The following is a 19,775-nucleotide window of genomic DNA, read 5'->3' as shown; positions in this document are numbered from 1 at the left end:
TAGATCAGGAATTATCCGATGGCTCTCGTCCCCTACGGCCTGGTGCGCCCCTTTTTGTTCGCCATGGATGCCGAAACCACGCATGACCTCACCCTGTCGGCTTTGGCCGGAACCCAGGGCAATGCACTGTCATGGGCCTATCGCACTGCGCGGGTGGAAGACCCCATCGAAGTCGCCGGACTGCGCTTTCCCAACCGGGTCGGCATGGCTGCCGGGCTCGACAAGAACGCACGCTGCATCGACGGCTTGGGCGCCATGGGCTTTGGTTTCGTCGAGGTGGGCACTGTCACCCCTTTGCCGCAGGACGGCAACCCCAAACCGCGCATGTTCCGTCTGCCAAAAGCCCGGGCACTCATCAACCGACTCGGGTTCAACAACCAGGGGCTGGACGCCTTTGTACGCAACGTGCAGAGGTCCGCACTGCGTCAGCAGGCACATCCGTCCCTGTTGCTGGGATTGAACATTGGCAAGAATGCAGCAACGCCCATTGAAGACGCCACCAGCGACTATCTGCGCTGCCTGGACGGCGTGTACCCCCATGCGGACTACGTCACGGTCAACATCAGCAGCCCCAACACCAAGAACCTGCGCAGTCTGCAAAGCGATGCGGCGCTCGACGCCCTGCTGGGCGCCATTGCCGAACGCCGGGAGGCGCTGGCCCAACGCCATGGCCAGCGCAAACCGGTATTCCTCAAGATCGCCCCCGATCTGGATGCTGACCAGATTGCTGTCATTGCCGCCACACTCCAGCGCTACGGCACAGACGGTAATGGCAAAGTCAATAATGCCTGGGGTGTGATTGCCACCAACACCACACTCAGCCGCGATGCAGTCAAAGGCTTGCCGCACGCAGAAGAAACCGGCGGTCTCTCTGGTGCGCCAGTACTGGCGATGAGCAACCAAGTGATTGCGCAACTTCGCGCTGCGCTGGGCAGGGAATTTCCCATCATCGGCGTGGGCGGCATCCTCAGCGCACAGGATGCAGTGACCAAGATCCAGGCCGGTGCAGACCTGGTACAGATCTACACCGGCCTGATCTACAAGGGCCCGGCGCTGGTCGGCCAGGCCGCTCAGGCTATCCGTTCGCTGCGAGCCTAGCCACCATCTCGCCGATCGCCAGCGCACTGGTCAACCCTGGCGACTCAATGCCAAACAGGTTGACCAGCCCCGGTACGCCGTGATCCTGCGGACCTTGTATGCAGAAATCGGCAGCAGCCTCACCCGGACCGCTGATCTTGGGCCGCATGCCCGCAAATGCCGGAACCAGCGCGCCATGCGGGAGCTCGGGCCAGTACTTGCGCACTTCGGCATAGAACACATCCCCGCGTTGCGGTCGGACTTGCAAGTCCTCTGGATCATCGACCCACTCCACATCAGGCCCGAAACGGGCCTGCCCGCCCAGATCCAATGTGAGGTGAACGCCCAGACCAGCCGCCTCGGGCGCAGGGTATATCAGCCGCGAAAAAGGTGCGCGGCCTGTCAGTGCAAAGTAATTGCCCTTGGCAAAGTGCGGCGTAGGGATATGGGCAGAGTCCAGGCCCTCAATCTGACAGGCCAGGTCAGGCGCCTGTAGACCGGCTGCATTGACGACGGACATCGCAACAACACGGGTGCCATCCTGCAGCACCCATTGCGCACCACGTTCGCCTTGATCATCCCGGCGCTCCACTCGCGTATTGAACACGACGACACCACCCGCGTCTTCCAGATCGGCATGCAGCGCACGCATGAAGGACTGGCTGTCCACGATGCCGGTAGAAGGCGAATGCAAAGCCGCCACGCAACGCAGTGCAGGCTCCAGAGTGTGTGCCTGGGTCCCATCGAGCCAGACAAGGTCCGAAACGCCATTGGCCTGTGCCCGCAATTGCAACTGCACCAGAGCCTTTAGTTGGTCCTCATCGGTGGCGACTATGAGTTTGCCGCAACGCCTGTGTGCAATGGTGCGCTCGGCGCAATAGGCGTAAAGCAGCTGCCGTCCCCGCACGCACAAGCGGGCTTTCAGTGAACCTTCGGGGTAGTAGATGCCCGCATGGATGACTTCGCTGTTGCGAGCGCTGGTCTGGGTGCCGATGGCGCTTTGTGCTTCCACGACCACCACATCGCGCCCTTGCTGCGCCAAGGCACGGGCAATCGCCAATCCGACCACCCCGGCACCGATCACCAGGCAATCCAGATGTTCAGCGGATGGGTTCACTGCAGGGCGAGCGCTCCGTCTGCGCCCACCACCAGTTTCTTGCCAGGCGGGGCCTTGAGAAAGGCCAGGGCATCACTTTCCGACACGCCGTAGGCAACGCTGACCAGCCACCTGCCGGCGTCATTCACCTTGGCACAGGCCCCCAGCAGGAGCGCACCTCCCAAGACCATGAACCGAGCCAACGTACGCAATAAAAGAATCTTTTTCATGGGTAAATCTCCCTGCGTCTGGACCCAAGGGTTCACGCAGTGCCGGTGTACCATCACAGTCAATCAAGTCCCGATGCTAGCCCATGTCACCTCCCCCCACCACATCCATTGCAAGCGGCAAGACCACCCCATGGCTGCGTCGTGCAGGCGCCCTGTTTTTGCTGTTGGTACTGCTGGGAGCGCTGGGCTTCTGGCTGGGGCCACGCAACCCGATGGGAGGCTCTGTGGCGACCGTTAGGCCTCTGCCTCCGCAGGACATAACAGCGTTGGCCGATTGGGTCGACGCCAGCGAAAAGGCGTTTCCCGACATCAAACCCGGCAATGCCAAAGGCATTGTCTGGGCCAGTGCGCCAGGCGTGCGCACGCACTGGTCCGTGGTGTACATCCACGGCTTTTCGGCCAGCCGCATGGAAACCGCGCCGCTGGCCGAGACGGTGGCGGCGCAGTTGGGCGCCAATGTGTTCTACACCCGACTGACAGGCCATGGGCGTACCGATGGCGCAGCCATGGGAGAAGCCAGCGCACAGGACTGGATGGCAGATACGCTGGAGGCCGTGCGCATAGGACAGACGCTGGGGGACAAGGTGCTGCTGATCAGTTGTTCGACTGGCTCCACGCTCGCGACCTGGCTGGGCACATCGCCGGATGCATCACGGGTTGCCGCCCATGTGTTTGTGTCGCCCAACTTCGGTCCCAAGGACAAACGCTCGGAACTGATCAACGGTCCTTGGGGCCAACGCATCGCGCTGTGGGTGCAAGGCCCCACCCGCAGTTCAACGCCCGAAAGTGCCGCGGAGGCGCAGGCCTGGACCGAAAGCTATCCCACAAAGGCACTTTTCCCCATGATGGCCTTGGTCAAAAGCGTGCGCAACAGCGACCTGTCGCGGTTTCAGACGCCTGTGCTGGTGCTGTTCAGCGAAGCTGATCAGACCGTGGATGTGGCACAGACCCGCTCTGCATTTACCCGGCTGGGTGCGGCCCATAAGTCCATTGAGCCAGTAACCTATAGCAAAGCCCAGGGGCAGCACGTGCTGGTCGGCGCCATCAAGGACCCGGCAGCCGTTGCGCCCATGGCTCAGACCATTGTCCAATGGGTTCAATCCCTTCCCAAGGAGCTGCGCTGAGCGATGTCCGATAACGAGAACACTCCCGACGCAGTCAACCGGTTGCCATTGCGTGCCCTGGGGCTAAAACCCGGCATGGCACTGCAGACCCGACGCCTGGTTGCAGGTGCCAGCAAGCGGGAGTCCCAGTTTTTCGGCGCTATTGAGGGCAAAGGTGTGATGGTGGGGGCATTGGGAACCGATACCGAGCCCAGCGATCTGAAGGCGGGTGACATATGCCTGGTACGTGGCTTTACCGGGCAATACGAATACTCGTTTCCATCCAAGGTGCTGCAAACCTTTGTGCAGCCTTTCACCTACGCGCTGCTGGCCTATCCGGCCCAGGTTGACGCCAAGCTGGTACGCCAGAGCATGCGCGTCAAGCGCTCCTGGCCAACTCGCGTCGCTTTGCCGCAACCCGGAGACCAGACCAGCAATGTGGCGGTCACGCTGATCGACATCAGCGTACGCGGCGCCATGATCAAGGCCGACAGCAGTCTGGCCCCGGTAGGCGCCAACCTGCGCATGACCATGTCGGTTCAGGTTGATGAAACGCCGCAAGAACTGGTGCTGCAGGCAATCGTCTGCCACAACAACCGCGCCAGCTACGAAGACGCCTACTTCGTGGGTGTTTCGTTCAAGGATTTGAAGCAGCAGGACAAACTGGTGCTGAGCTACCTGACCCAGACTTCCTGAGAGGCTGGGGCATTGGGCTGCTAACGGGGCTACGCCTTCTGATCCAGCAGAGCGCCGGCGATGGCGTCGCCCGCCTTGAAAACTGCCAAATTGGCGAGGAACGAATTCTTGGCTTGCAATTGCGTTACCAGATCGGTTGCCAGGGATGACCCAGAGGACCCTGAACTCGCGACATTCGCTACCACGCCACCCACAGCCAGTGCCGTTTGCAGCACATCGCGGTTCTGGAGTCCTTCGGTGGCGAATTTGGCGACATTGGTGGCCACCGCATCCAGCTGGCGCTGCGCGGCATTCATCCCAGACTGGGCTATGGAGCTGATGGAGGACATGAACGGCTCTCCCGAGAGTTGGCGAAAAAAAGGCCTGAAGACAGCTTCAGGCCTGGGAGACTATCAGGAGACCGCAATCCCCCGAGTTGGCCACCTGGATCAGGCGAAGTTGCCTTCCGCAAAGCCCCAGTTGACCAGCTTGTCAAAGAAGGTTTCCACATATTTCTGGCGCAGATTGCGGTAGTCAATGTAGTACGCATGTTCCCATACGTCAACCGTCAGCAGTGCCTTGTCAGCGGTGGTCAAGGGAGTGCCGGCAGCGCCGGTATTGACGATATCAACCGAGCCATCGGGTTTCTTGACCAGCCAGGTCCAGCCGGAGCCGAAATTGCCGACCGCAGACTTCACGAAGGCTTCCTTGAAGGCAGCGTAGCTGCCCCACTTGGCGGAAATGGCGGTAGCCAGTGCACCTGTGGGTTCACCGCCGCCTGCGGGCTTCATGCCGTTCCAGAAGAAGGTGTGGTTCCAGATCTGTGCTGCATTGTTGTAGATGCCGCCGCTGGACTTCTTGATAATTTCTTCGAGGGTCATGCTCTCGAATTCGGTGCCCTTTTGCAGGTTGTTCAGGTTCACCACATAGGCGTTGTGGTGCTTGCCGTGGTGGAACTCCAAAGTCTCTTTGGAATAGGCAGGTGCCAGTGCGTCAATCGCGTAGGGCAAGGCGGGCAAGGTGTGTTCCATGGATTCCTCTTCGGTTGGTTGGTTTTTGACAGTTGCACATTGTAGGAACTAATTGCTTTTCGCGTTTTGCACCAACAGATCAACCGTACCGTCGGCCAAAGTTGCCATCAACTCCTCGCCCTTTGCGACCTGGCTCACAGAAGTGATGGGCGCACCACTGTGCGTGGTGAGCCACGCATATCCGCGCTGCAGAACCAAAGCCGGATCCAGCGCACGCAGCCGCAGCTCTGCCCGGTCGCAGGAGTCATGCAACCGCTGCACGGCAAGCTGGGCAGCACGGGGCAGGCTTTGCCCTAGTCGATCCACTGCATCGCAGCGTCGCTGCACTCCCGCACGCAGGGCGTATTGCATGCCCTGCTGCAATGTGGCCAGACCAGCGGCATGGCGGGTCAAGGCGCCCGACGGACGTCCGATCCGCGCAGCCAGATGATCCACCTGCTGTGCCTCGCGCTCCATGAAACGCACCAAGGCTTTGCGCAGGTGTTGCTCCAGGTCGCTGAGCTCCCGCAAATACGAATCACGGTCGGCACTGACCATTTCCGCCGCAGCCGTTGGCGTGGGAGCGCGCAGGTCGGCAACGAAGTCGGCTATGGTGAAATCGGTTTCATGCCCTACCCCGCTGATGACGGGTACCGGGCTTGCCGCCACGGTACGCGCCAGTTGTTCGTCGTTGAAGGCCCACAGGTCTTCCAGCGCGCCGCCACCACGCACCAGCAGAATCACGTCGACCGGAACGCCGTTGCCTACTGCCGGCCCGTCCTGCGCTTGTGCATACAGCGATTGCAGGGCCTGCACCAGCTCTCGCGGTGCGTTTTCCCCTTGCACAGAAGCGGGCGCCAGGGTTACGGGGATGTGCGGTACACGCCTTTGCAGCGCACTTACCACATCGTGCAGGGCCGCCGCGCCCAGCGAAGTCACCAAGCCTATGCCCCTAGGCATAGCTGGCAATGGGCGCTTTCGGGCGGGGTCAAACAGCCCCTGCGCCTCCAGCTTGGCTTTCAACTGCAGAAACTGCTCGAACAGACTGCCCTGTCCTGCCCGCGCCAGACTTTCCACAATTAGCTGCAATTCGCCTCGGGGCTCGTATACACCCAGACGCCCACGCACCTCCACCTTGTCGCCGTCGCGCGGAACAAAGTCCAGCATGCTGGCAGCCCGGCGAAACATGGCGCAGCGCAATTGACCGCTTGCGTCCTTCAACGAGAAATAACAATGCCCGCTGGCAGCGCGGGAAAAGCCGGATATCTCCCCGGCAACCGCTACCGGATTGAAGCGCGATTCCAGCGCATCAGCGATGGCGCGGCAAAGGGCGCCAACCGGCCAAACACGCTGCCTTGGCTCTGCATCGAAGGCATCAACCATGCTGGATTTCCAAAAATGTTGTAAGCGGATGCATAACTGTCATCCCCAGTTCAGGCGTTCGGTAGGACGCTGTCAGCAATGCTGCCGACAGCCGCAAGCCTCCGTCCAAGTAGCTTGATTTCATTACGTTTTTTTCTGCTGCAAATGTCATCAAAGTGTCAAAGCCCCATGCCAGCGTGGTTCGCGAGCCTGATTGCACAGACTTCTACACAAAGTTATCCACAGAAACTGTGCGTTGCCGGGGCAGCCATGTGGGTCATAATCCCGACGCACACCAATCGCACGGAGGGGACACTTGCTTTCCATCATACAAGCCGCTGGCTGGCCAATTTGGCCTCTTGTCGCATGCTCGGTTCTCGCCCTGGCAATCATCATTGAACGCTTCATCAGTCTGCAGACCAAGAAGGTGGCGCCCGCCCGCCTTTTGGACGAAGTCATTGGCGTGACGCGCAAAGGAATTCCTGGAAGCGAAGTCATCAACCAACTGGAGAAGAACTCCGCCTTGGGAAAGGTGCTTGCCAGCGGACTGCGCGCAGTGAATACCGAGCCGCTGCTCAGCGAAGAAGACTTGCGGGCTAGCATGGAGAGCGTGGGTCGCCAGGTCGCCCATCGACTGGAGCATTACCTCAGCGCGCTGGGCACGATTGCTTCTGCCGCACCCCTGATGGGACTGTTTGGCACGGTGGTGGGCATGATCGAAATTTTTGGCTCGCAGGCGCCAGGGGGATCAAGCGGTGGCAATCCGGCGCAGTTGGCGCACGGTATTTCCATTGCGCTCTACAACACCGCTTTCGGTCTGATCGTGGCCATCCCTTCGCTCATCTTCTGGCGCTACTTCCGTGGTCGTGTGGACGAGTACCTGCTGACATTGGAGTTGTCTGCTGATCGGCTGGCGCGCCATCTCAAAGCGTTGCGCAAGTAAGCCGCAGGACCGCATAGGCAATCGTTCCATGAACTTTCGCAAAAGAACCAATGAAGAGCCGGAAATCAATCTGATTCCGTTCATCGACGTGCTGTTGGTGGTGCTGATCTTTCTGATGCTTTCCACCACCTACAGCAAGTTCACGGAAATGCAGATTGTCCTGCCCGCAGCGGATACGGAAGCCCAGAAGGACTACCCCAAGGAATTGATCGTGGCCATCGCCGCGGACGGCAATCTCAGCGTGAACAAGATGCCCCTGGTAAGTCGCACACTGGACAGCATCGCGGCGGCACTGACAGATGCGGCCAAAGGTGGAAAGGATGCCGTTGTGGTGATCAGCGCGGACGCCAGCGCCAAACACCAGTCCGTGATCACGGTCATGGAAGCTGCACGGCGCGCAGGCCTGAACCACATCACGTTCGCGACACAGACGTCCGCTCAGGCTGGTATTCAGTAAAGGCATGGGCGTTGGCCATGATCTGCCCCAGAAGCTGGGCATGACCTTGGTCAGCGCCTGGCAGCGTCGCGGAGTCATTGCCACCCTTCTGCTCCCCATCAGTCTTGTCTACGCCGCCTTGGTATTTCTGCGCCGCTGGACCTATCAATCAGGACTGCGCAAGGCAAAGGTATTAGACCGCCCTGTCATCGTGGTCGGCAATGCCATTGCGGGCGGAGCCGGCAAGACGCCAACCACGGTGTCCATTGTTTTGCACTTGCGCTCGCGTGGATGGAAGGTGGGCGTTGTGTCACGCGGTTATGGGCGCCAAAGTGACGACGTTCGCGCAGTTTCCGCCAAGGACAACGTTGCATCCGTGGGTGACGAGCCTTTGCTGATTGCACGCGCTACGGATGTGCCGGTTTACGTGGGGCGTGACCGCCACGCCGCAGCTAGCGCCTTGCTTATGCAACACCCGGATACGCAGCTACTGGTGTGCGATGACGGGCTGCAGCATTACGCCTTGTACAGAGACATAGAGGTTTGTGTATTTGATGATCGCGGCGTGGGCAACGGCTGGATGCTACCCGCCGGCCCCCTGCGTGAGCCGTGGCCGCGAAAGGCCTTGCAGGCGGTGGGACAGGATGATGCGCGCTTGCTGGTATTGCATACCGGCTTGCACAAACGCTTGCCTGGATTCTCCGCAGAGCGCTCTCTGGACCGCCATGCTGTTGACCGCCATGGCGCAAAGATCGAAATCGCCACGCTGAGGCAGCCGTTGTTGGCGCTGGCTGGTATTGCCAGACCCGAAGCGTTCTTTTCGTCTCTTACCGCGATGGGTATTGCGCTGGACAAATCGCTACCGCTGCCCGACCACTTCGACTTCCAGTCACTGAACGCCGACCTGTTGCAGGGTTACCAGGTTCTCTGCACCGAAAAGGATGCCGCCAAGCTTTGGGAAATCTGGCCCGATGCGTTGGCCGTACCGTTGATCCAGACGCAGGAATCCGCCTTTTGGGTTGCACTGGATGGTCTGGTGGATGATGTGCGCCGTACAAAGCTATCATCCACACATGGACACCAAACTGCTTGAACTGATTGTCTGCCCCGTCACCAAAGGGCCACTTGAGTACGACCGTGAGAAACAGGAGCTGATCTCCCGCTCTGCCCGCTTGGCTTATCCGGTGCGAGACGGCATACCCGTGCTACTGGAGAACGAAGCACGGACACTCAGCGACGCCGAACTTGGCCTGTAAGCGTCCCGGAGATGGCGTTTACCGTATTGATACCGGCGCGGTTGGCGTCGACCCGGCTTCCCAACAAACCGCTGGCAGACATTGCTGGCATTCCCATGGTAGTCCGCGTGGCGCAACGTGTGACTCGGGGGATGCCACCCACGGTGCGGGTTGTGGTGGCGGCGGATCACCCTAGCATCCTATTGGCATGCCAACAGTTTGGCGTGGAGGCCGTGCTGACCCGTGAAGACCACCCCTCGGGCAGCGACCGCCTGGCCGAAGCCTGCGTGCTGCTGGGTTTGGCCGACGAAGACATCGTCGTGAACGTGCAAGGGGACGAGCCCTTGATAGACCCCGCCTTGGTACATGCAGTTGCTCGATTGCTGGAACAAAACCAGGGCGCGAGCATGGGCACGGCAGCGCACAGCATTGACAGTGTGCAAGACTTCAAGAATCCGAATGTGGTCAAGGTTGTCCTGAACGCTTCGGGAATGGCTTTGTATTTCAGCCGGGCACCTATCTCCTGGTGGCGTGACGGCTTTGCCGAAGGCATTCAGACGCTGCCAAAGCCTGCGCCACTTCGCCACATCGGTATCTACTCCTACCGTGTGGGGTTCTTGCGCAGCTTTCCCTCTCTGGCACAGGCGCCCATGGAAATAACCGAAGCACTGGAGCAACTGCGCGCCCTGTGGCACGGCCACCAGATTGCCGTACATACGACCGATGCTGCGCCGGGCGCAGGGGTCGATACACCGGAAGACTTGGAACGTGTTCGACGCGTGTTTGCTGCCGGCGCCCCACCTGCATCATCTGTAAGTTAGCCTATAGGCACGCCATGCTATTCTCGCGCGTTAATTTGCATTCTGTAGCTGCGGGCGAAAGCTCCGTGATGAGCACATCATTTAAGTAAAAAGAGGGGTTCCATGAGACTGATTCTGTTGGGCGCACCCGGCGCCGGGAAAGGCACACAAGCCACATTCATTTGCCAAAAATTCGGCATCCCGCAGATTTCCACGGGTGATATGTTGCGCGCAGCGGTCAAGGCCGGTACTCCCCTGGGCTTGGAAGCCAAGGCGGTGATGGCTGCGGGTGGTCTGGTCAGCGACGAGCTGATCATCAATCTGGTCAAGGAGCGTCTCACGCAGCCGGACTGTGCCAACGGCTTCCTGTTCGACGGATTCCCTCGCACCATCCCCCAAGCTGATGCCATGAAGGCCGCTGGTGTGACGCTGGACTATGTGCTGGAAATCGACGTTCCCTTTGAAGCCATCATTGAGCGCATGAGCGGACGCCGTTCGCACGCAGCATCGGGCCGCACTTACCATGTGAAATTCAACCCACCCAAGGTGGAAGGCCTGGACGACATTACCGGCGAGCCGCTGATCCAGCGCGAAGACGACAAGGAAGAGACCGTTCGCAAGCGTCTGGATGTGTACAGCGCGCAAACGCGCCCACTGGTGCAGTACTACTCCGAGTGGGCCCAAAAGGAGCCAACCAAGGCACCCAAGTACCGCGCCATCAGCGGCATGGGCGATGTGGACTCCATCACGGCGCGGGTGTTTGAAGCACTTCAGTAATCAACTTCGTACAACCCCAAAGGGCCGCACTTGCGGCCCTTTGCATATGTGGTGATCGCGCCTAAGTCGCCTCAACCAGGTCCAGCATGAGCGCGATGCGAGCCTTTACGGCCGACAAACCGTAATGCGCAAAGGCACCATCGGCGGCGGCAGAACCCACTACACAGCCGTAGGCGCATCGGCTAACGCGCACGACCCGTACGCCCTGACGTTGTGCAAGCTGCAACGCGGCCTCAAGATCCTTGTGAATAGTGCCGTTGCCGGTTCCGGCAACGACAATGCCGCGTACCGGTGCGTCACCCTCCACAGGGTTGAGCAGGCTGCGCACGATGGCACCACTGGCACCTGCGTGATTCAGCAAGACTTCCACACGCGGCAAACCGCGCGCCTGCAACTGTGCGCAGTCCAGTCCAGGCCGCAGAGCATCCGCATTCGGCCAATTGAACAACAGGCGAACGCTCCCTTCCTCCACCACGCCGAGGGGGCCGGCCTCGCCCGCATCAAATGCGTCGACGCGATAGGGATGCACCTTCTGCACATGCGCCGCTTCGAAAATCTTGCCCGCGCACACCACCAACAGGCCCCGCGCACCTTGAAAACATGCCACCGTGGCTGCATCCGCCATATTCGTGGGCCCGTCCGGCGCCAGTGAACTGGCCGGCCGCATGGCGCAGGTCAATACCACTGGCTTCTGGTTGAGCATCTTCCCTGGCAACGCTCGCGACAACCAGTAGGCGGTTTCTTCCAGCGTATCCGTCCCGTGCGTGATGACGACTGCGCGCACATCCGGCATCTGCAGATGGTGGAGAACCCTGGCAGTCAACGTGAACCAATCACAGTGCTCAAGATCCTTGCTGTCGATCTGACACACCTGTTCAGACACAGGCAGATCGTCGCCCACTGCCTTGTCAAGACCAGGCACCGACTGAAGCAACTGTTGAACGCCCACTTGGCCGGCCGTGTATCCCACGTTGTCTCCAGCGTTCTGCGCCTTGCCAGCAATCGTCCCACCCATACCTAGAAAAACCACTTTTTTCGCCATATCACGTCACCCTCTTGTCAAAAGCATAAAACTGGTTAAAAATACAGTCACTGGATAAGAAAACAGTGTCTGCAATCCCAGTGATCCATCCAGTGCACACCAAAGGAGTCAGCATGCTCGAAAGCCCCAAACTCACTGCCCGACAACAGCAGATTCTGGATTTGATCCAAAGCGCTATCGCACGTACCGGGGCGCCTCCTACCCGTGCAGAAATCGCCAACGAGCTCGGTTTCAAGTCCGCCAATGCGGCTGAAGAGCATCTGCAAGCCCTGGCCCGCAAAGGTGTCATCGAATTGGTCAGCGGCACTTCTCGTGGCATCCGACTCAAGAGTGAGACTTTGCGCTCCATCAACGAGTCCAGAGTCAAACAATTCTCCCTGCCTCTCCCCGGTTTGGCCCAACTGGCGTTGCCTCTGGTGGGCCGCGTTGCAGCAGGCTCTCCCATTCTCGCCCAAGAGCATGTGGACCAAACCTACTACGTGGAAAACAGCCTGTTCCAGCGGCAACCGGATTACCTGCTCAAGGTACGAGGCATGTCCATGCGTGATGCGGGAATCATGGACGGCGACTTGCTCGCCGTGCAAGCTACCAAAGATGCCAAGAATGGCCAGATTATTGTGGCCCGGCTCGGCGACGAGGTGACTGTCAAGCGCTTCCGCCGCAACAAACACCTGATCGAACTGCATCCGGAAAACCCGGATTACCAAACCATCGTGGTGGAACCTGGAGACCCCTTCGAAATCGAAGGACTCGCAGTTGGCCTTATCCGCAACACCATGCTCATGTGAGCCGCAACCGGGAGAAATCTATGAATATCGCAATGCTTATGCAAGATAAACTGGTCCAGGGTTTGCTCCGCCTTATGGGCGGCCGGCCACATAGTGCCAGGCCGACACCCATGGCCGTTCAAAATGCGTTCCCTCGAGGCGGCATGACAGCCTGTCTGGCTGGCGTCAGCCGTGGGACTGATGCGATCAATCTGTCGCCCGCCATGGCTTCTTCCAGGCCTTTGCGGGTCTTGCGTGTGGTGGACAGAGGCCAAACGCCTGCCGGCGTAGGCAGGCTGGTCATTTCGGGGCGTATGGCTGACGTTTGTGCCGAGTTGGACCGCTTGGCCGCCAGCGAGGCGGCGCTGCACTAAGAGTGGCCCGTCTGGGTGTGCCCCCCGGTCAGGCGGCTGCACCCAGCAGATAGTCCTTTTTTCCCACATCCACGCCGTTGTGACGCAGGATTGCATAGGCTGTGGTGATGTGGAAAAACAGATTCGGCAGCACCCACTGTTTCAGGTATGCCTCACCTTGCATTGTGCGCATGGTGTCCCTTCCTACTGGGAAGGTGATTTCCTTGGACTCGGTTCCGTCCACTGCGTGCGCTGGCACGGTCTGCAAATAGGCCAATGTTTTTGCAATGCGTTCTTTTAGTTCAGCCAGTGTTTGCTCGTCATCCGGAAATCGGGGCGCCTCCATCCCAGACAGCCTGGCAATTCCGTTTTTTGCGGCGTCACATGCAATCTGAATCTGCTTGGTGAATGGCAGCATGTCCGGCGCCAGACGGTACTGCGTGATGGCAACAGGATCACACTTCTTGGTATCCACAAAGGCTTGCGCCTTATCCAATAAATGACTCAGGTTGCTGAGCATGCCTGCAAATACCGGAAGGCTGGCCGATGACATGGAAATGGACATGGATATCTTTCAAACGAGTAAACCAAAGGGAAGCGCATGTTAGCGCCTATCCGCCGCCGTTCTGCCTGAGTTTTTCTGTCTCCATCAAGGCACAATGGGGGCATGAACATAGTGATTCTGGACGATTACCAAGATGCGGTGCGCAAGCTCGAATGCGCCAGCAAGCTGCAACCCTATCAAGCCAAGGTGTACACCAACACGGTCAAGGGTCTTGGGCAGCTTTCGGTGCGACTCAAGGATGCCGACATTCTGGTGCTCATACGTGAACGCACCGCAATCAATCGCCAGCTCATTGACAAGCTGCCCAAGCTGAAATTGATTTCCCAGACCGGGCGTGCTGGCAGCCATATCGACCTGCAAGCCTGTACTGAACGTGGCATTGCTGTATCCGAAGGCGCCGGCTCACCGGTGGCGCCGGCTGAACTAACCTGGGCGTTGCTGATGGCGGCCATGCGCAGGTTACCCCACTACATTGGCAATTTGAAGCACGGGGCCTGGCAGCAGTCCGGACTGAAGGCGAGCTCCATGCCCCCAAATTTTGGAATTGGCACCACACTGACCGGCAAGAAGCTGGGCATATGGGGATACGGAAGAATAGGCAAACTGGTCGCCGGATATGGCAAAGCATTTGGAATGCAGACCATCATCTGGGGAAGTGAGTCTTCCCGCGAGGCGGCAGTGCACGATGGCCACATTGCGGCGCCCAGCAAGGAACTGTTCTTTACACACTCCGACGTGATTTCCTTGCATCTGCGACTGAATGAGGCAACGCAACACATTGTGCGAGCCAGTGACCTTGCCTTGATGAAACCCACCTCGATTCTGGTCAATACATCCAGGGCCGACTTGATTGAACCTGATGCACTGATCAGTGCCTTGAACCGGGGGCGCCCCGGTCTGGCGGCGGTGGATGTGTTTGAGACGGAACCCATTCTTCAGGGCCACGCTTTGTTACGCCTGGAGAACTGCATCTGCACTCCCCATATTGGCTACGTGGAGCAAAGCACCTACGAGGAATATTTTGGTGCTGCGTTTGACAATGTGGTGAACTTCATCAAAGGCACGCCAACCAATATCGTCAACCCTGGCGCACTGCAGGTGCGCCGCTAACCTGGCTTATTTCTGTTCCGGCTTGTTCGGCTCGGGTTTGACAAAACCGGACATATCGAAATCGATGAGGTTCCCGGGCTCCGGCTCTTTGTCCGGTACGCCTTCGCCACCGATGTCCAGATCCAGGTCCACAACTGGCTCATCCACCGTGCCTGAAATCGTCGGCAGAGGCACAGCGGCGGCCTCGATATCTATATGCTCTATATCAGGATGCTTCGGCTCCAGAACCGCGACCTGAGAGCTGGACAGCCGCGACGTACTGAAGGGCACCATAGACGAATCTGCCGGTTGACTCAACCGCTTGAGGATGCCGTAGAGAAGCAACAAGTCTTTGAACGCCTCCAGGTCAATGCCCTGTTCCGGATCATCCTCAGGAGTTCTCACCAAGCACTGTTCGATGAAGTCCACCGTGTATTCGGTTGGCCACAACACGACGATCTGCTGACAGATTTCATCGTAGGCGTCCAGACCATTGCCTTCCGACAAAAAGTCGGCATATGAGGGCACGCGACCTGTGAAGTACTGGTTGAATTCAGCGCGATAACGCTCGAAATCCTCGCGCCGACTCAAGGTGTGGAAGATCTTTAGCAAGTCCAGATACACCAGAGGATTGGCTTCGGAACTGTTTTGAATACTCTCTTCCAACAAGCGCACGGCGTCATCATGCTGACCTAACGCCATGAAGAATTCGGCTTGCTGCCGAACATCGAGCATTTCCTTCGTATTGATGACACGATTCTGGACTGCGTTGACCGGAGTCGCCGTGGCCTTGTCCGGACTTTCCTCCTTCAATGCGGACGCGGGTGCAACAGGCGTCATGGGACTCGCATCGCCAGCGGGGGCTGCAGCAAAGTCAATATCGAAATCCACATCAACGGCTGGGGCAGCAGGTTTGCTTTCGGTGGCCGCAACCGCAATGGTCTGGACAGCCTCAGGCAATTGCGACGATCCCGCTATCGACTGCGATGCAGAGGTAGCAGTGGACTCAGAAGTGCCAGCCTTCGGTGGCCTTGCCTCGGCGCGCCCTTCTCCGCCCAGCCACCAGGGCGAAGCGTCGGATCCACTTGAACGCGAGCGTTTCAGGACGTATGCCACCGCCACCGCACATACCACGAGCAAAGCGCCCAACGCGTAGACCAGTGGGCGTCCATAGTTCTCGGACTCCATCCCTTCCAAGGCAGCAGCAACCTGTTGGAGGTTTTGTTGATTCTTGGCTGTCACCACTTTCAGGCCAGTCAGCCCCGCCTCCAGTACCTGATTGCGGTCCTGACTCTTGAGCAAATCCTCTGCTGCCGTGCTCTGAGCCTGCCACTTTTCAATTCCATCCACACGGTGCTGGAGATCTTCCAGAATCAGCGCATTGGCTTGGTTGGCCGCTTTCGCCGCAGCCGCATGTTCAGCAACAGGGCTGGCAGTTGCTGTCTTCTTGACGGGACTGCTAGCCGGTGCCTTCTTGGCAGCAGGAGAAGAAGTTACGCCCGTTGTTTTGGCGACAACGGGCGCTGCAGCGATGTCTCCCGTTGGTTTGACTGCTGCCGAGGCAGAGTCAGACTTTCGGGTCGGTTGTACGTTGGCAGAGGCCAACGCCCCACCAGGCGGAGCGGCATCAGACTCACTGAGAACATCGGCCAGCAAAACATAACGCCGCGAGGCCTTGGGCCCGCAGGATGTGCGAAGGTTGACGGTTACGACTGCATCTCCCACACGGGAGCTGGTTGTGATGTGAACGGTCTTGGTTTGGGGTTGCGGCCCCGAAACGACGTTCACCGACAAACGACTGCCTTCAACCGCAATATCCCCAAAGCGCACATCGGCATTGAAGCAATTGGGCGCAATATCCTCATCTGCAGCGTACTCTACGGATACCGCCAGATCGAGTTCCTTACCCAAAAGTGCAGAACCGCGCATTTTTCCCAGAGTCAGGGCAGAGACGTTTGTCGAAGCCACGAACAGCGCGGCCAATAAGACTCCGAAAACGGTTTTGCGATTGAGCTTCATAGTTATTTCACATTTTGGCACAGGTATGCGGTTTATTAACCACCTGACACCCGCGTGACACAACACTGTGCAAATGGCGCCACGCCAGTCGACAATAGAAGTTGGACGGAATTAGCAAACAACCCGAATTTGGATGCGCATGGATGAACCCATATTGACGGTAGAAGAACGCACAGCCATAAACAGCGGGCGTTGGTTTTCATCACTATCCCCAAGCCTGCGGCACGACATATTGCGATGCGCATATGTACGCCGATTTCAGGATGGCGATTTGATAACTGCACGGGGAGAGCCGCCTGAAGAATGGTTTGCGTGCGCCAAAGGAGCTATACGGGTTAGCTCGACATCCATATCCGGCAAGCAAATTACGTTGACTTACGTGGAGCCCGGCATCTGGTTCGGGGATGTTTCCATTTTCGATGGAGACCGCCGGACCCACGACGCCTATGCCCACGGTGAGTGCACCACCATGTGCGTTGCCAAGGCAGACTTCAAGAAGATCCTGGCCAGCCATGTGGAACTCTACGAAGCCCTGTTGCGCCTGCACGCACGGCGGATCAGGCAGCTCTACGGCTTGGTGGAGGATCTCAACACCCTGCCCTTGCGGGCCAGACTTGCCAAACAGCTGCTGCATCTGGTGCGCAGTTACGGGGTGCCTTCACTCAGCAATGGCAACGAGGTGCGTATTGGTCTGCACTTGGCGCAAGAAGAGCTGGCGCAGCTTTTGGGTGCTTCGAGGCAACGCGTCAACCAAGAGCTCAAGTCCATGGAGCGTGAAGAGGCGATCCGCATTGAATCCGGCGGCCTGGTGGTGCGTGACCGGCAAGCCCTGATGCGCATCATTGAATTAGAGCATTGACGTCGAGGCAATATACCGTGAGCGAATCTGATTCATTTACAGGCACACGCCAGGCAACAGGCAAACATGCGATCGATACCCAGGCGCTGACTGCCTGGCTTGAAGCCAATCTGCCAGGATTTCAGGGCCCCATCCACGTAGAGATGTTCAAGGGTGGGCAGTCCAACCCCACCTACAAGATCAGTACCCCGAAAGGCAGCTACGTCATGCGGTCCAAGCCGGGACCGGTTGCACAGTTGCTGCCTTCGGCTCATGCGATTGAGCGGGAATATGCGGTCATGCGGGGATTGGCAGGTACTGCGGTGCCCGTGCCGAACATGCTCTGCCTATGTGAAGACGAGTCCATCATCGGGAGAGCGTTCTACTTGATGGAATACATAGAGGGGCGCGTGCTGTGGGATCCATCTCTGCCCGACATGACACCTGAGCAGCGAGGCTCCATCTATGACGAGATGAACAGGGTCGTTTCCGCCCTGCACACGGTCGATTTTGCTCAGCGTGGTTTGAGCGATTATGGCAAGCCCGGCAACTACTTCGAGCGGCAAATTGGCCGGTGGAGCCGGCAATACGTGGCATCCGTCACCAAGCCAATTTCTGAAATGGATCATTTGATAGAATGGTTGCCCCGCAATATTCCAGACATGGCTCGGGATGACCGGATGATGGCAATCGTCCATGGCGACTTTCGCCTGGACAATCTGATGTTCGACATGCAGGCACCCAAGGTGATTGCCGTTCTGGACTGGGAACTGTCCACGCTAGGCCATCCACTGGCGGACTTCAGTTACCACTGCATGGCATGGCATATCCCCTATGGGATGTTCCGCGGAATTGGCGGGCTCAATCTGCCGGCTTTGGGCATACCTGCGGAGCAGGAATACATACAAAGATACTGCGAACGCACAGGTCTGGCCAGACCTGATCAGTTGCTGGAGGATTGGAACTTTTACATGGCGTACAACATGTTCCGCATCGCAGCCATCCTGCAAGGCATTGCCAAACGCGCCCAAGAGGGCATCGCCTCCAGCGAGGAAGCCGAGCGCTCAGGCGCCGGGGCGCGTCCCTTGGCGGAACTGGCTTGGTCCTTTGCTCAGCGTTAGTCGGGCAACCCCGACCAGAGCTCATTCAGATCGTGGAACTGCCACTTTGCGGGGTCTTCCCGGCTGACGATCTTTTCCTTCACACCTGCGCCGGACAAATCAATCACTTCCGGCATGATGCGCATGTTGGACTTGGTGGAGAAAAACACTTTCACGCACGGCATGGTCAGTGACTTGCCAGTTTGCTCTACCACCACGCCCAGTCGCCCGGAACTCAGCTGCACAAGGCTGCCAATGGGATAGATACCCAAACTCTTTACGAACGCCTGAAACACTTGCATGTCGAAATGGCCCTTAGCCCATTCCGCCATACGTCGGAGTGATTCGGCAGGATCCCAGCCGGGCTTGTACGGGCGATTGGAAGTGATAGCGTCGTACACGTCACAAACTGCGCCCATTTTGGCAAAGAGACTGATCTCGGCATCTTTGAGCCCCTTGGGATAACCAGAGCCATCCGTTTTCTCGTGGTGATGCAAACAAACGTCCAGTACCAATGGATGCACATCCGTACCGGTAAGCAACAGGCGATGCCCCTCCTCCGGATGCCGCTTCACGATGTTGAACTCTGCCGTGCTGAGCTTTCCCGGCTTGTTCAGAACATCCATTGGAATCATGGCCTTGCCCAGGTCGTGCATGAGACCCGCCAAACCGGCAACCCGTGTTTGCGCCTCGTCCAACTTGAGCTGCTTTGCCAGTGCAATCATCATCGCGCAGACCGCAACCGAATGCATGTAGGTGTAATCGTCCGCCGTCTTCAATCGTGCCAGACTGATCAACGCTCCAGGATTGCGCGCTACTGAATCGTTGATTTCTTCCACCAGTTTTCGCGCATCACCGGTGTCCACGGCCTTGCCCATGCGGGCTTCTTCAAACATGGAAATAACTGCACGCTTGGACTGCTGACAAATTCTTGCGGCAGTTTCAATTTCTTGCGCAGAAGATGTCGGAGAGACATTGCGACGCTCTTGGACCACCTTTGCCAGAGTTGCATTGACTTCTGCTTCGGACTCCGCCTCGGATATGGAGGGCTCTCCGCTGGCAACGTCCAGCCCTTTGGAACAATCAATCCAGACTTCCTTGATGCTGCTCGCCAGAACGCTCTCGATGTCCTTGGGGTCGGCAATTACGAAACCGTTTCGCCAAAACGGATGCTCCATCCAGGAGCCACAAAACTCCTTCAAGTGCATCCCAACCCTTAATTGCTGAACCTGTATTTTTTTTAGCATGAAAGCCCGGA

Annotated in this window: 23 protein-coding genes; 14 read left to right on the top strand and 9 right to left on the bottom strand. The window is 58.4% G+C overall.

Annotated features, from left to right (window positions below):
* Positions 1-18: 18 nt before the first annotated feature.
* Positions 19-1,098 (top strand): quinone-dependent dihydroorotate dehydrogenase, encoded by a 1,080-nt coding sequence (locus AAGF34_RS19675; RefSeq protein ID WP_342617398.1) that lies wholly within the window; start codon positions 19-21, stop codon positions 1,096-1,098.
* Here the strand turns inward: AAGF34_RS19675 and AAGF34_RS19670 are convergent.
* Positions 1,076-2,194, bottom strand: coding sequence for an NAD(P)/FAD-dependent oxidoreductase (locus tag AAGF34_RS19670; protein WP_342617397.1), 1,119 nt, complete (start codon positions 2,192-2,194; stop codon positions 1,076-1,078). The genes AAGF34_RS19675 and AAGF34_RS19670 overlap by 23 nt on opposite strands.
* On the bottom strand, positions 2,191-2,403 hold the full coding sequence (locus AAGF34_RS19665; protein WP_342617396.1) for a hypothetical protein: 213 nt from the start codon (positions 2,401-2,403) through the stop codon (positions 2,191-2,193). The genes AAGF34_RS19670 and AAGF34_RS19665 overlap by 4 nt, the downstream gene beginning before the upstream one ends.
* Before the next feature lie 83 nt (positions 2,404-2,486).
* Here AAGF34_RS19665 and AAGF34_RS19660 point away from each other — a divergent pair, with 83 nt between their 5' ends.
* Both AAGF34_RS19660 and AAGF34_RS19655 read left to right on the top strand, forming a co-directional pair.
* Entirely contained in the window at positions 2,487-3,527 is a 1,041-nt protein-coding gene (locus AAGF34_RS19660) for an alpha/beta hydrolase (protein ID WP_342617395.1), read from the top strand.
* Positions 3,528-3,530: 3 nt separating this feature from the next.
* Positions 3,531-4,202, top strand: coding sequence for a PilZ domain-containing protein (locus tag AAGF34_RS19655; protein ID WP_342617394.1), 672 nt, complete (start codon positions 3,531-3,533; stop codon positions 4,200-4,202).
* 29 nt (positions 4,203-4,231) lie between these two features.
* On the opposite strand, the gene AAGF34_RS19650 is transcribed toward AAGF34_RS19655, so the two are convergent.
* The 3 genes from AAGF34_RS19650 to xseA form a co-directional block, all read right to left on the bottom strand.
* Positions 4,232-4,531 (bottom strand): flagellar basal body rod protein, encoded by a 300-nt coding sequence (locus AAGF34_RS19650; protein ID WP_342617393.1) that lies wholly within the window; start codon positions 4,529-4,531, stop codon positions 4,232-4,234.
* A gap of 99 nt (positions 4,532-4,630) precedes the next feature.
* Positions 4,631-5,212 carry a Fe-Mn family superoxide dismutase gene (locus AAGF34_RS19645; RefSeq protein ID WP_342617392.1) on the bottom strand — a complete coding sequence of 194 codons (582 nt, stop codon included), beginning with the start codon at positions 5,210-5,212 and terminating at the stop codon, positions 4,631-4,633.
* A gap of 48 nt (positions 5,213-5,260) precedes the next feature.
* Positions 5,261-6,574, bottom strand: a complete 1,314-nt coding sequence (gene xseA / locus AAGF34_RS19640) for an exodeoxyribonuclease VII large subunit (protein WP_342617391.1) — start codon at positions 6,572-6,574, stop codon at positions 5,261-5,263.
* Positions 6,575-6,869: 295 nt separating this feature from the next.
* On the opposite strand from xseA, the gene AAGF34_RS19635 reads away from it, so the two are divergent.
* From AAGF34_RS19635 to adk, 6 genes are all read left to right on the top strand, one after another.
* Entirely contained in the window at positions 6,870-7,496 is a 627-nt protein-coding gene (locus AAGF34_RS19635) for a MotA/TolQ/ExbB proton channel family protein (protein WP_342617390.1), read from the top strand.
* 28 nt (positions 7,497-7,524) lie between these two features.
* Entirely contained in the window at positions 7,525-7,953 is a 429-nt protein-coding gene (locus AAGF34_RS19630; protein ID WP_342617389.1) for a biopolymer transporter ExbD, read from the top strand.
* 4 nt (positions 7,954-7,957) lie between these two features.
* Positions 7,958-9,025, top strand: a complete 1,068-nt coding sequence (gene lpxK, locus AAGF34_RS19625) for a tetraacyldisaccharide 4'-kinase (protein WP_342617388.1) — start codon at positions 7,958-7,960, stop codon at positions 9,023-9,025.
* Positions 9,006-9,188, top strand: a complete 183-nt coding sequence (locus tag AAGF34_RS19620) for a Trm112 family protein (protein WP_342617387.1) — start codon at positions 9,006-9,008, stop codon at positions 9,186-9,188. The genes lpxK and AAGF34_RS19620 overlap by 20 nt, the downstream gene beginning before the upstream one ends.
* 11 nt (positions 9,189-9,199) lie before the next feature.
* Positions 9,200-9,988, top strand: coding sequence for a 3-deoxy-manno-octulosonate cytidylyltransferase (gene kdsB / locus AAGF34_RS19615; protein WP_342617386.1), 789 nt, complete (start codon positions 9,200-9,202; stop codon positions 9,986-9,988).
* Positions 9,989-10,090: 102 nt separating this feature from the next.
* The gene (gene adk, locus AAGF34_RS19610) at positions 10,091-10,744 is read left to right on the top strand and encodes an adenylate kinase (RefSeq protein WP_342617385.1); all 654 of its coding nucleotides are present in this window, start codon (positions 10,091-10,093) and stop codon (positions 10,742-10,744) included.
* Between the two features lie 61 nt (positions 10,745-10,805).
* On the opposite strand, the gene AAGF34_RS19605 is transcribed toward adk, so the two are convergent.
* Positions 10,806-11,786 (bottom strand): asparaginase, encoded by a 981-nt coding sequence (locus AAGF34_RS19605; protein ID WP_342617384.1) that lies wholly within the window; start codon positions 11,784-11,786, stop codon positions 10,806-10,808.
* A 113-nt stretch (positions 11,787-11,899) separates the two neighbouring features.
* Here AAGF34_RS19605 and lexA point away from each other — a divergent pair, with 113 nt between their 5' ends.
* Together lexA and AAGF34_RS19595 are read left to right on the top strand one after the other, a co-directional pair.
* Positions 11,900-12,574 carry a transcriptional repressor LexA gene (lexA, locus tag AAGF34_RS19600; RefSeq protein ID WP_342617383.1) on the top strand — a complete coding sequence of 225 codons (675 nt, stop codon included), beginning with the start codon at positions 11,900-11,902 and terminating at the stop codon, positions 12,572-12,574.
* A gap of 110 nt (positions 12,575-12,684) precedes the next feature.
* Positions 12,685-12,927, top strand: a complete 243-nt coding sequence (locus tag AAGF34_RS19595; RefSeq protein WP_342617382.1) for a hypothetical protein — start codon at positions 12,685-12,687, stop codon at positions 12,925-12,927.
* Positions 12,928-12,955: 28 nt separating this feature from the next.
* Here AAGF34_RS19595 and AAGF34_RS19590 read toward each other — a convergent pair whose 3' ends face one another.
* Positions 12,956-13,471 carry a DUF1993 domain-containing protein gene (locus tag AAGF34_RS19590; RefSeq protein WP_342617381.1) on the bottom strand — a complete coding sequence of 172 codons (516 nt, stop codon included), beginning with the start codon at positions 13,469-13,471 and terminating at the stop codon, positions 12,956-12,958.
* 102 nt (positions 13,472-13,573) lie between these two features.
* Between AAGF34_RS19590 and AAGF34_RS19585 the strand changes: the two genes are divergently transcribed.
* On the top strand, positions 13,574-14,581 hold the full coding sequence (locus AAGF34_RS19585; RefSeq protein WP_342617380.1) for a D-2-hydroxyacid dehydrogenase family protein: 1,008 nt from the start codon (positions 13,574-13,576) through the stop codon (positions 14,579-14,581).
* Between the two features lie 6 nt (positions 14,582-14,587).
* Here the strand turns inward: AAGF34_RS19585 and AAGF34_RS19580 are convergent, their stop codons facing one another.
* Entirely contained in the window at positions 14,588-16,579 is a 1,992-nt protein-coding gene (locus AAGF34_RS19580; protein WP_342617379.1) for a hypothetical protein, read from the bottom strand.
* 139 nt (positions 16,580-16,718) lie between these two features.
* On the opposite strand from AAGF34_RS19580, the gene AAGF34_RS19575 reads away from it, so the two are divergent.
* Both AAGF34_RS19575 and AAGF34_RS19570 read left to right on the top strand, forming a co-directional pair.
* The gene (locus AAGF34_RS19575; RefSeq protein WP_342617378.1) at positions 16,719-17,438 is read left to right on the top strand and encodes a Crp/Fnr family transcriptional regulator; all 720 of its coding nucleotides are present in this window, start codon (positions 16,719-16,721) and stop codon (positions 17,436-17,438) included.
* 17 nt (positions 17,439-17,455) lie between these two features.
* Positions 17,456-18,538, top strand: coding sequence for a phosphotransferase (locus tag AAGF34_RS19570; protein WP_342617377.1), 1,083 nt, complete (start codon positions 17,456-17,458; stop codon positions 18,536-18,538).
* On the opposite strand, the gene AAGF34_RS19565 is transcribed toward AAGF34_RS19570, so the two are convergent.
* A complete protein-coding gene (locus AAGF34_RS19565) occupies positions 18,535-19,764 on the bottom strand; it encodes an HD-GYP domain-containing protein (protein WP_342617376.1) in 1,230 nt (409 codons plus the stop codon). The genes AAGF34_RS19570 and AAGF34_RS19565 overlap by 4 nt on opposite strands.
* Positions 19,765-19,775 lie beyond the last annotated feature (11 nt).

The sequence above is a fragment of the Rhodoferax sp. GW822-FHT02A01 genome (genome assembly GCF_038784515.1).
In the GTDB taxonomy this organism is placed as follows: domain Bacteria; phylum Pseudomonadota; class Gammaproteobacteria; order Burkholderiales; family Burkholderiaceae_C; genus Allorhodoferax.
Note: the sequence above shows the minus strand (reverse complement) of the source record. Positions and strands in the feature narration are given on the sequence as shown.

Excerpts from the sequence above, each read along its gene's own strand:
- adk (WP_342617385.1), top strand. The coding sequence starts at position 10,091 with ATGAGACTGATTCTGTTGGGCGCACCCGGCGCCGGGAAAGGCACACAA.
- AAGF34_RS19675 (WP_342617398.1), top strand. The coding sequence starts at position 19 with ATGGCTCTCGTCCCCTACGGCCTGGTGCGCCCCTTTTTGTTCGCCATG.
- AAGF34_RS19630 (WP_342617389.1), top strand. The coding sequence starts at position 7,525 with ATGAACTTTCGCAAAAGAACCAATGAAGAGCCGGAAATCAATCTGATT.
- AAGF34_RS19590 (WP_342617381.1), bottom strand. The coding sequence starts at position 13,471 with ATGTCCATTTCCATGTCATCGGCCAGCCTTCCGGTATTTGCAGGCATG.
- AAGF34_RS19595 (WP_342617382.1), top strand. The coding sequence starts at position 12,685 with ATGGCCGTTCAAAATGCGTTCCCTCGAGGCGGCATGACAGCCTGTCTG.
- AAGF34_RS19655 (WP_342617394.1), top strand. The coding sequence starts at position 3,531 with ATGTCCGATAACGAGAACACTCCCGACGCAGTCAACCGGTTGCCATTG.
- AAGF34_RS19660 (WP_342617395.1), top strand. The coding sequence starts at position 2,487 with ATGTCACCTCCCCCCACCACATCCATTGCAAGCGGCAAGACCACCCCA.
- AAGF34_RS19650 (WP_342617393.1), bottom strand. The coding sequence starts at position 4,531 with ATGTCCTCCATCAGCTCCATAGCCCAGTCTGGGATGAATGCCGCGCAG.
- lpxK (WP_342617388.1), top strand. The coding sequence starts at position 7,958 with ATGGGCGTTGGCCATGATCTGCCCCAGAAGCTGGGCATGACCTTGGTC.
- AAGF34_RS19605 (WP_342617384.1), bottom strand. The coding sequence starts at position 11,786 with ATGGCGAAAAAAGTGGTTTTTCTAGGTATGGGTGGGACGATTGCTGGC.
- kdsB (WP_342617386.1), top strand. The coding sequence starts at position 9,200 with ATGGCGTTTACCGTATTGATACCGGCGCGGTTGGCGTCGACCCGGCTT.
- lexA (WP_342617383.1), top strand. The coding sequence starts at position 11,900 with ATGCTCGAAAGCCCCAAACTCACTGCCCGACAACAGCAGATTCTGGAT.
- AAGF34_RS19585 (WP_342617380.1), top strand. The coding sequence starts at position 13,574 with ATGAACATAGTGATTCTGGACGATTACCAAGATGCGGTGCGCAAGCTC.
- AAGF34_RS19620 (WP_342617387.1), top strand. The coding sequence starts at position 9,006 with ATGGACACCAAACTGCTTGAACTGATTGTCTGCCCCGTCACCAAAGGG.
- AAGF34_RS19565 (WP_342617376.1), bottom strand. The coding sequence starts at position 19,764 with ATGCTAAAAAAAATACAGGTTCAGCAATTAAGGGTTGGGATGCACTTG.
- AAGF34_RS19665 (WP_342617396.1), bottom strand. The coding sequence starts at position 2,403 with ATGAAAAAGATTCTTTTATTGCGTACGTTGGCTCGGTTCATGGTCTTG.
- AAGF34_RS19580 (WP_342617379.1), bottom strand. The coding sequence starts at position 16,579 with ATGAAGCTCAATCGCAAAACCGTTTTCGGAGTCTTATTGGCCGCGCTG.
- AAGF34_RS19645 (WP_342617392.1), bottom strand. The coding sequence starts at position 5,212 with ATGGAACACACCTTGCCCGCCTTGCCCTACGCGATTGACGCACTGGCA.
- xseA (WP_342617391.1), bottom strand. The coding sequence starts at position 6,574 with ATGGTTGATGCCTTCGATGCAGAGCCAAGGCAGCGTGTTTGGCCGGTT.
- AAGF34_RS19575 (WP_342617378.1), top strand. The coding sequence starts at position 16,719 with ATGGATGAACCCATATTGACGGTAGAAGAACGCACAGCCATAAACAGC.